We start from the raw sequence: 8464 nt of genomic DNA on the forward strand, positions 1-8464 counted from the left end.
GGCCGGCCAGCACCAGCGGGCGGGCGGCCTGCGGCGCGGCGGCACGGGCGCGGCGCAGCGCGTCGTCGCCTTCCTCGGCCTGCTGGCGCGCATCGGCATCGATCGCCAGCTCGCACCAGTAGTGCGCGATGCGCGACGCGAACGAGCCGGTGCCGCTGCGTTCGAGTTTCTGCGCCACCTCGACCGCCGAGCGCCAGTTGCGCGAGCGCTCGTGCAGCGACAGCAGCGCGAGCCGGGCCTCGGTGTCGAACGGCGTGCCGTCGAGCGCCTTGTAGGCCTCTTCGGCGCGGTCGAACAGGCCGGCCTTCATGAAGTCCTGTGCCAATGCGTGCTGGGCGCGTTCGCGGTCGGCACGCGGCAGGTCGGCGCGGTTCAGCAGGTGCTGGTGCACGCGCACCGCGCGCTCGTACTCGCCGCGGCGGCGGAACAGGTTGCCGAGCGCGAAGTGCAGGTCGGAAGTGTCCGGGTCCTGCTGCACGGCCTCGATGAAGGCATCGATCGCCTTGTCCTGCTGCTCGTTCAGCAACAGGCTCAGGCCCTTGAAGTAGGCCTTGGGCGAATCGCGCTGCTCGCGCTTCCACTGCCGCAGGTCAAGGCGCGAGCCCAGCCAGCCGAGGGCGAACGCGACCGGCAGGCCGAGCAGGAACCACTGGTAGTCAAAGTCCATCGCGCGGGGGGTGGGAGTCGAGTCGGACGGGAAGCTCGGAGGCCTGCGACAGCGCGCTGTCGCCCGGCTCCGGGTGATCGCCGCGGCGGCGCATGCGGCGCTGCGCGAGGCGGCGGTTGCGCCACCAGCTGGGCACCATCGCGAGCACGCCGAAGGCGCAGCCGAACGCGAAAGCGCCGAGCACGACGAAGACCATGGGGGCGTGCCATTCCTGGCCGAAGAACCAGCGCACGTTGGCGTCGTGCTGGTTGTTCAGCGCGAACGCGAAGAGGCTGAAGAAGATGAAGGCCCGGAAGAGCCAGATGACGATGCGCATCATTGCCGGCGATTCTAGGTCGTCGGCGGCGCAGCGATGGAAAGCTCAGGTGCCCGTCAGTGGCGTGATCGGCGTGATGAGCAGCGGCTGGTCGTCCTCGACCGGAACCTGCTCGTCGACGGCTTCACGCAAGGCCTTGCCGGGCTTGAAATGCGGGACCAGCTTCTCGGGGATCACCACCTGCTCGCCGGAGCGGGGATTGCGCCCCACCCGCGGCGGGCGGCGGTTGATCGAGAAACTGCCGAACCCCCGGATCTCGATGCGATGTCCGCGCGCGAGCGCATCGGACATCGCATCCAGGATGGTCTTGACGGCGAACTCGGTGTCGCGATGCGTCAGCTGGCTGAACTGCTCTGCCAGCCGGGTCACGAGATCGGAACGCGTCATGGGTCCTGTCGGTCCTTCGGGTTGCGGTCAGTGAACAGCGGGGGTCAGCCGTTGTTCTGGTTGTCCAGCTTGGCGCGCAGCAGGGCGCCCAGGCTGGTCGTGCCGGCGGTCTCGCGCTCGTTGCTGGACGACAGGCGCTGCATCGCTTCCTGCTGGTCGGCGTTGTCCTTGGCCTTGATCGACAACTGGATCGAACGCGTCTTGCGGTCGACGTTGATGATCAGCGCCGAGACTTCGTCGCCTTCCTTCAGCACGTTGCGCGCGTCCTCGACGCGGTCGCGGCTGATTTCGGAAGCACGCAGGTAGCCGGTGACGTCGTCGTTCAGCTGGATCTCGGCGCCGCGCGCGTCGACCGTCTTGACCTTGCCGTTGACGATCATGCCGCGGTCATTGACCGAGGTGTAGCTCGTGAACGGATCGGAGTCGAGCTGCTTGATGCCCAGCGAGATGCGCTCGCGCTCGACGTCCACGGCCAGCACCACGGCCTCGACTTCCTGGCCCTTCTTGTAGTTGCGGACCGCCGATTCGCCCGGCTCGTTCCAGGACAGGTCGGACAGGTGCACCAGGCCGTCGATGCCGGCCGCCAGGCCCACGAACACGCCGAAGTCGGTGATCGACTTGACCGGGCCCTTGACCTTGTCGCCGCGCTGCACCGTGGTGGAGAACTCTTCCCACGGGTTGGCCTTGCACTGCTTCATGCCCAGGCTGATGCGGCGCTTGTCCTCGTCGATCTCGAGCACCATGACCTCGACCTCATCGCCCAGCGAGACGATCTTGCTGGGGGCGACGTTCTTGTTGGTCCAGTCCATTTCGGAGACGTGCACCAGGCCTTCGATGCCCGGCTCGATCTCGACGAACGCGCCGTAGTCGGCGATGTTGGTGATCTTGCCGAACAGGCGCGTGCCGTTCGGGTAGCGGCGCGAGACGCCGTGCCACGGGTCGTCGCCCAGCTGCTTGATGCCCAGCGAGACGCGGTTCTTCTCGGCGTCGAACTTGAGGACCTTGGCCTGCAGTTCCTGGCCGACCTGAACGACTTCGCTCGGGTGGCGGACACGGCGCCAGGCCATGTCGGTGATGTGCAGCAGGCCGTCGATGCCGCCCAGGTCGACGAACGCACCGTATTCGGTGATGTTCTTGACCACGCCGTTGACGATGGCGCCTTCGGACAGGGTTTCGAGCAGCTTGGCACGTTCTTCGCCCATCGAGGCCTCGACCACGGCGCGGCGCGACAACACGACGTTGTTGCGCTTGCGGTCGAGCTTGATGACCTTGAACTCCATGGTCTTGCCCTCGAACGGGCTCATGTCCTTGACCGGGCGCGTGTCGAGCAGCGAGCCGGGCAGGAAGGCACGGATGCCGTTCACGAGGACGGTCAGTCCGCCCTTGACCTTGCCGTTCACGGTGCCGGTCACGAATTCGCCGGATTCCAGCGAGTTCTCGAGCGACAGCCACGACGCGAGGCGCTTGGCCTTGTCGCGCGACAGGATGGTGTCGCCGTAGCCGTTTTCGATGGCGTCGATGGCCACGGAAACGAAATCGCCGACCTGGACTTCGAGCTCGCCCTGGTCGTTCTTGAATTCTTCAATGGGCACGTAGGCTTCGGACTTGAGGCCTGCGTTCACCACCACGAAGTTGTAGTCGACACGCACCACTTCGGCGGTGATGACCTCGCCGCTGCGCATCTCGGAGCGCTTCAGCGATTCTTCGAACAGGGCGGCAAAGGATTCGCCGCCTTGGCTGGTGGCAGTTTGGGTTTGAGGCATGAGGATTTCCGGGTGCAACTTGCGTTGCGGTTAGGTTGCAGAACCGCTGCTTCAGCGCACGTCTCTTGTTGAGGCAAGAGCGGTGCAGGAGGGGAAGCAGCGGGCCAGTCACGTCAATTGGGGCCGGCTTGCGCCGACTTCAACCGACAGTCACGCGAAGGTTCGTGACTGCGCCCACCAATCCAGCACCGCCTCGACGCATTCGTCGATGGTCAGCGCCGAGTTGTCGAGCACCTTCGCACCCTCGGCCGGCTTCAAAGGCGACACCGCCCGGTTCTGGTCACGGGCGTCGCGCGCTTCGAGGTCGGCACGAAGGTCATCGATATTAGACGAAATTCCCTTAGAAATCAATTGCTTATGTCGCCGTTCGGCACGCACGGCGGCACTTGCGACGACGAACACCTTCAGGTCGGCGCCAGGGAAGATCACGGTGCCCATGTCGCGGCCGTCGGCCACCAGGCCGGGCAGCCGGCGGTGCGACAGCTGCAGCTGGTACAGCGCCTGGCGCACGGCCGGCCAGGCCGACACCTTGGACGCCATCGCGCCCACGTGCTCCTGGCGCAGGTCATCGCTCACATCGCGGCCGGCCAGCCGGATCCGCTGGTCGCGGAAATCCAGCTGCAGGCCGGCGGCGAGCTTCGCCAGGCCTGCCTCGTCGGTGTCGGCGACGCCGGCTTCGATGGCCGACAGCGCCGTTGCGCGGTACAGCGCGCCCGAATCGAGGAAGTGGTAGCCCAGCGCCTGCGCGACGGCGCTGGCCAGCGTGCCCTTGCCGGAGGCGGTCGGGCCGTCGATCGTGATCACCGGCACGCCCGCCGGCCCGGGGCTCGCGACGCCGAACAGCGTCTCGAAGTAGTCGGGGAAGGTCTTGCTGACGCAGCGCGGGTCGAGGATGCGCACCGGCACCGCTGCCGCTGGCGATCCACCCGCCAGCGGGTTGAAGGCGGCCAACGAGAAGCACATCGCGACGCGGTGGTCGTCGTAGGTGTGAATCGCGGCCGGCTTCCAGGCGGCGGGCGGGCTGACCTCGATGAAGTCCGGCCCTTCGGCGACCTGGGCGCCCAGCTTGCGCAGCTCGGTCGCCATCGCGACGATGCGGTCGGTCTCTTTCACGCGCCAGCTGGCGATGTTGTCGAGCCGCGTCGTGCCGGGCGCATACAACGCCATCACCGCCAGCGTCATCGCCGCGTCGGGGATGTGGTTGCAGTCCAGCGTGATGGCCTTCAGCGGCCACGCGCCGCGGCGCACTTCCAGCCAACCGGGGCCGCTGCGCACGTCGGCCCCCATCGCGCGCGCCGCGTCGATGAAGCGCAGGTCGCCCTGGATCGAGTCGTCGCCGACGCCTTCGATGCGCAGCGCGCGCCCGTCGAAAGCCGCGATCGCGCCCAGCGCGACGAAGTAGGAGGCCGACGACGCATCGCCCTCGACATGGATGCTGCCCGGCGAGCGGTAAGCGCTTGCTCGCGGGATCACGAAGCGCTGCCAGCCGTCGCGCTGCACGGGGATGCCGAAGCGCGCGAGCAGGTTCAGCGTGATGTCGACATAGGGCTTGGAGATCAGCTCGCCGTCGACCTCGATCGTCACCGCGTGGTCGGCCGAGACCAGCGGCAGCGCCAGCAGCAGCGCGGTCAGGAACTGGCTCGACACGTCGCCGCGCACGCGGATCGGCGCCGCCGTGTCGAGGCGCCCGTCGGCCGGGCCGAGGCGCAGCGGCGGGTAGCCTTCCTGGCCCAGCGAGGCGATGTTGCAGCCGAGCTGGCGCAGCGCGTCGACCAGGTCGCCGATCGGGCGCTCGTGCATGCGCGGCACGCCGCGCAGTTCGAAACGGCCGTTCTGCGTGGCGGCCAGCACGGCCAGCGCGGCGGTCAGCGGCCGCATCGCGGTGCCGGCGTTGCCGAGGAAGAGGCTCGCCTCGCGCACCGCGAGCCGGCCCCCGAGCCCGGTGATGCGCCACGCGCTGCCGTCGGCGTCGACGCCGCAGCCCAGCTCGCGCAGCGCCTGCAGCATCACCTGCGTGTCGTCCGAATCGAGCAGGTCGTGCACGACGGTGGTGCCGGCGCTCAGCCCGGCCAGCAGCAGCACGCGGTTGGAGATGCTCTTCGAGCCGGGCAGGCGCACGCGGCCGTCGGCGGCCGCAAGGGGAGGAAGGTCGAGAAACGGTGTCGTGTACATCGGCGGTGGGTGTCGGGGGCTCAGCGCGACGAGCTGGGCTTGCCCGACCCCATCTGCCAGCCCGAACGGGCTTCGGAAGCATTGCGGATCAGCCCTTCAAGCGCCTCCGCATTGCCGGTCTTGATGACGTGTTCGAGCGCATCCAGCGTGTGGCGAAAGCGCAGCGACTGCTTCAGGATCTCTTCGCGGTTGGACATCAGGATGTCGCGCCAGACCTCGGGGTCGCTGGCGGCGATGCGCGTGAAATCGCGGAAGCCGGGGCCGGCCAGCGACAGGAAATCCTTGCCCGCCGGCTGCTTGGCCACCGAGCTGAAGAACGCGAAGGCCAGCATGTGCGGCAGGTGGCTCACCGCGGCGAAGGCCGCGTCGTGGTTCTCGGCCGTCATGCGCAGCACCTGCGCGCCGATGGCCGACCAGACGTCGGTGGCCTTCTGCACCAGCTCGGGCGAGGTCTGTGCCAGCGGCGTGATGATGACCTGGCGGCCCGAGTACAGCGAGGCATCGGCATGCGCGACGCCGGCCACTTCCTTGCCGGCGATCGGGTGCGCCGGCACGAAGGCGCTGACGCGTTCCTTCAGGACGCGGCGCGCCGCGTCGACCACGTCGCGCTTGGTCGAGCCGACGTCCATGAACAGCACGTTGGGTTCGACCAGGTGGCGGATCGCCTTGAACGTGGCCTCGGTGGCCGACACCGGCACCGCCATCAGCACGATGTCGGAGCCCGACACCGCCAGCAGCGCCGATTCGGCCGCGACGTCGATCACGCCCATCTTGCGCGCGCGCTCGGTGGTGGACGGCGACTTGCTGTAGCCGACCACCCGCTTGACCAGCCCGGCCCGTTTCAGGGCGAGCGCGAACGAGCCGCCCATCAGGCCGACACCGATCACGCCGAGTTGGTTGAACATGGTTTCAGTGCACGTCGATGGGGTAGGTGCCGAGCACCTTGAAGAAGGCGCACACCTCGCGCAGCTCGCTCAGCGCGGCCGCGACGCGGGGCTCGTCGGGGTGGCCCTGCAGGTCGACGTAGAAGTAGTACTCCCACTGGCCGGACCGCGCGGGGCGGGATTCGAAACGCGTCATCGAGACGCCGTGGCGCTTCAGCGGCACCAGCATGTCGTGCACCGCGCCCGGCTTGTTGGGCACCGAGACGATCAGGCTGGTGCAGTCGTGGCCCGAGGCCTTGGGCTGCGGATGCTGGTGCGGGTGTGCGAGCACGGTGAAGCGGGTGCGGTTGTGCGCATCGTCCTGCACCGCCGGCGCGACGATGTGCAGGCCGAACTCGCTGGCGGCGCGTTCGCTGGCGATCGCGGCGATGCTCGCATCCTGCTGCGCGAGGCGCGCGCCTTCGGCATTGCTGGCCACCGGCCGGCGCTCGGCGTGCGGCAGGTGGTTGCTGAGCCAGCCGTGGCACTGCGCCAGCGCCTGCGGGTGCGCGCACACGGTGGCGATGCCGTCGAGCGCGTTGTCGCGGCGCAGCAGGTTGTGGCGCACGAACAGGCTGGTCTCGCCGATGATGAACAGCGGCGTGGTCAGGAACAGGTCGAGCGAGCGGGTGACGACGCCTTCGGTCGAGTTCTCGACCGGCACCACGCCGAAATCGGCCGAGCCGGCGCTGACGGCATGGAACACCTCGTCGAAGTTGGCGCACGGCACCTTGACGATCGACGAGCCGAAGAAGCCCAGCACCGCCAGCTCGCTGAAGGTGCCGGCCGGGCCCAGGTAGGCCACGCGGGTCGGGGTTTCGAGGGCGCGGCAGGCCGACATGATCTCGCGCCAGATCGGCGCGACGCTGTCGTTGGCCAGCGGCCCGGGGTTGGTGCTCTTGAGCCCGTCGATGACCTGGGCCTCGCGCTCGGGCCGGAAGGCCACCGAGCCTTCCTTCTTCTTCAATTCGCCGACCTGCAAGGCGAGCCCGGCACGCTGGTTCAGCAGGCCGAGCAGGTCGCGGTCGACGCGGTCGATCTCGGTGCGAAGGGCCAGCAGTTCGGGGTTGGGGGCGGGTGTCGGGTCAGCCATGGCGCGCTGCGAATTCTCGCATGTACGCCACCAGCGCCTGCACGCCGGCCAGCGGCATCGCGTTGTACAGGCTCGCCCGCATGCCGCCGACGCTCTTGTGGCCCTTGAGCTGCAGCAGGCCGAGGGCCTTCGCGCCGGCCAGGAAGGCGTCGTTCAGCGATTCGTCGCGCAGGAAGAACGGCACGTTCATGCGCGAGCGGCTGCCGGGCTCGACGCGCGACTCGTAGAACTCGGTGCCGTCGAGGTAGCCGTACAGCAGCGACGACTTGGCGATGGCGCGCTGCTCCAGCGCCGCGACGCCGGTGGCCACACCTTCGCGCTGCCGCTTGAGCCACTGGAACACCAGCCCGGCGATGTAGATGCCGTAGGTGGGCGGCGTGTTGTACATCGAGCCGTTGTCGGCCACGGTCTTGTAGTCGAACGCGCTCGGGCAGATCGGCAGCGCATGGCCGAGCAGGTCGTCGCGCATGATCACCAGCGTCAACCCGGCCGGGCCGATGTTCTTCTGCGCGCCGGCATAGGCCAGGCCCACGCGCGACCAGTCGATCGGGCGCGACAGGATGTGCGACGAGCAGTCGATCACCAGCGGCGCGGTCGAGCCCAGCGCGGCCAGGTCGGGCAGCTCCTGGAACTCGACGCCGTGGATGGTCTCGTTGGTGCACACGTGCACGTAGGCGGCATCGGCGCTCAGCGTCCAGGTGGTCGGCGCCGGCAGGCGGGTGTGCCGGTTGTCGACGTTGCTGGCGGCGATGCGCGCGGTGGCGTATCGCTGCGCTTCCTTGTGCGACTTGATCGACCACGCGCCGCTCAGCACCACGTCGACCACGCCGCCGCGCGACAGGTTCATCGGCACGATGGCGTTCTCGGCCAGCCCGCCGCCCTGCATGAACAGGATGCGGAAGTTCGCCGGCACCGCCAGCAGCTCGCGCAGGTCGGCTTCGGCCTGCTCGTAGATGCTCGCGAACTCGCGCCCGCGGTGGCTCATCTCCATCACGCTCATGCCGCAGCCGTGCCAGTCGAGCATCTCGGCCGCGGCCTGCTGCAACACCTCTTCGGGCAGCACGGCCGGGCCGGCGGAGAAGTTGTACGGACGCTGCATCGTGCTCACTTGCCTGGCTTGGACGCCGCCGGCGCGGGCTTGCC

8 protein-coding genes are annotated in these 8464 nt (G+C 68.6%); all 8 read right to left on the minus strand.

Annotated features, from left to right (window positions below; translation table 11 throughout):
* A partial coding sequence (locus tag AC1DYN_RS30520) for a tetratricopeptide repeat protein (protein ID WP_477966212.1) occupies window positions 1-667 on the minus strand: 667 nt, incomplete at its 3' end.
* The gene (locus tag AC1DYN_RS30525; RefSeq protein WP_477966214.1) at window positions 657-983 is read right to left on the minus strand and encodes a LapA family protein; all 327 of its coding nucleotides are present in this window, start codon (window positions 981-983) and stop codon (window positions 657-659) included. The genes AC1DYN_RS30520 and AC1DYN_RS30525, both read right to left, overlap by 11 nt.
* A gap of 45 nt (window positions 984-1028) precedes the next feature.
* Entirely contained in the window at window positions 1029-1370 is a 342-nt protein-coding gene (locus tag AC1DYN_RS30530) for an integration host factor subunit beta (RefSeq protein ID WP_477966216.1), read from the minus strand.
* A 44-nt stretch (window positions 1371-1414) separates the two neighbouring features.
* Window positions 1415-3133, minus strand: a complete 1719-nt coding sequence (rpsA, locus tag AC1DYN_RS30535; protein WP_477966218.1) for a 30S ribosomal protein S1 — start codon at window positions 3131-3133, stop codon at window positions 1415-1417.
* Window positions 3134-3283: 150 nt separating this feature from the next.
* Window positions 3284-5305 carry a bifunctional 3-phosphoshikimate 1-carboxyvinyltransferase/cytidylate kinase gene (locus AC1DYN_RS30540; protein WP_477966220.1) on the minus strand — a complete coding sequence of 674 codons (2022 nt, stop codon included), beginning with the start codon at window positions 5303-5305 and terminating at the stop codon, window positions 3284-3286.
* A gap of 20 nt (window positions 5306-5325) precedes the next feature.
* Window positions 5326-6210, minus strand: coding sequence for a prephenate dehydrogenase (locus AC1DYN_RS30545; RefSeq protein ID WP_477966222.1), 885 nt, complete (start codon window positions 6208-6210; stop codon window positions 5326-5328).
* Between the two features lie 4 nt (window positions 6211-6214).
* Window positions 6215-7321: a prephenate dehydratase gene (pheA, locus tag AC1DYN_RS30550; protein WP_477966223.1), complete on the minus strand. Its 1107-nt coding sequence runs from the start codon at window positions 7319-7321 to the stop codon at window positions 6215-6217.
* Window positions 7314-8420, minus strand: a complete 1107-nt coding sequence (gene serC, locus AC1DYN_RS30555; RefSeq protein ID WP_477966224.1) for a 3-phosphoserine/phosphohydroxythreonine transaminase — start codon at window positions 8418-8420, stop codon at window positions 7314-7316. Before serC ends, pheA begins: the two co-directional genes overlap by 8 nt.
* Window positions 8421-8464 lie beyond the last annotated feature (44 nt).

It is taken from the genome of Rhizobacter sp. P2_D12, from assembly GCF_056404395.1.

Coding starts and splice junctions, on each gene's coding strand:
- AC1DYN_RS30525 (WP_477966214.1), bottom strand. CDS start 983: ATGCGCATCGTCATCTGGCTCTTCCGGGCCTTCATCTTCTTCAGCCTC.
- AC1DYN_RS30530 (WP_477966216.1), bottom strand. CDS start 1,370: ATGACGCGTTCCGATCTCGTGACCCGGCTGGCAGAGCAGTTCAGCCAG.
- rpsA (WP_477966218.1), bottom strand. CDS start 3,133: ATGCCTCAAACCCAAACTGCCACCAGCCAAGGCGGCGAATCCTTTGCC.
- AC1DYN_RS30540 (WP_477966220.1), bottom strand. CDS start 5,305: ATGTACACGACACCGTTTCTCGACCTTCCTCCCCTTGCGGCCGCCGAC.
- AC1DYN_RS30545 (WP_477966222.1), bottom strand. CDS start 6,210: ATGTTCAACCAACTCGGCGTGATCGGTGTCGGCCTGATGGGCGGCTCG.
- pheA (WP_477966223.1), bottom strand. CDS start 7,321: ATGGCTGACCCGACACCCGCCCCCAACCCCGAACTGCTGGCCCTTCGC.
- serC (WP_477966224.1), bottom strand. CDS start 8,420: ATGCAGCGTCCGTACAACTTCTCCGCCGGCCCGGCCGTGCTGCCCGAA.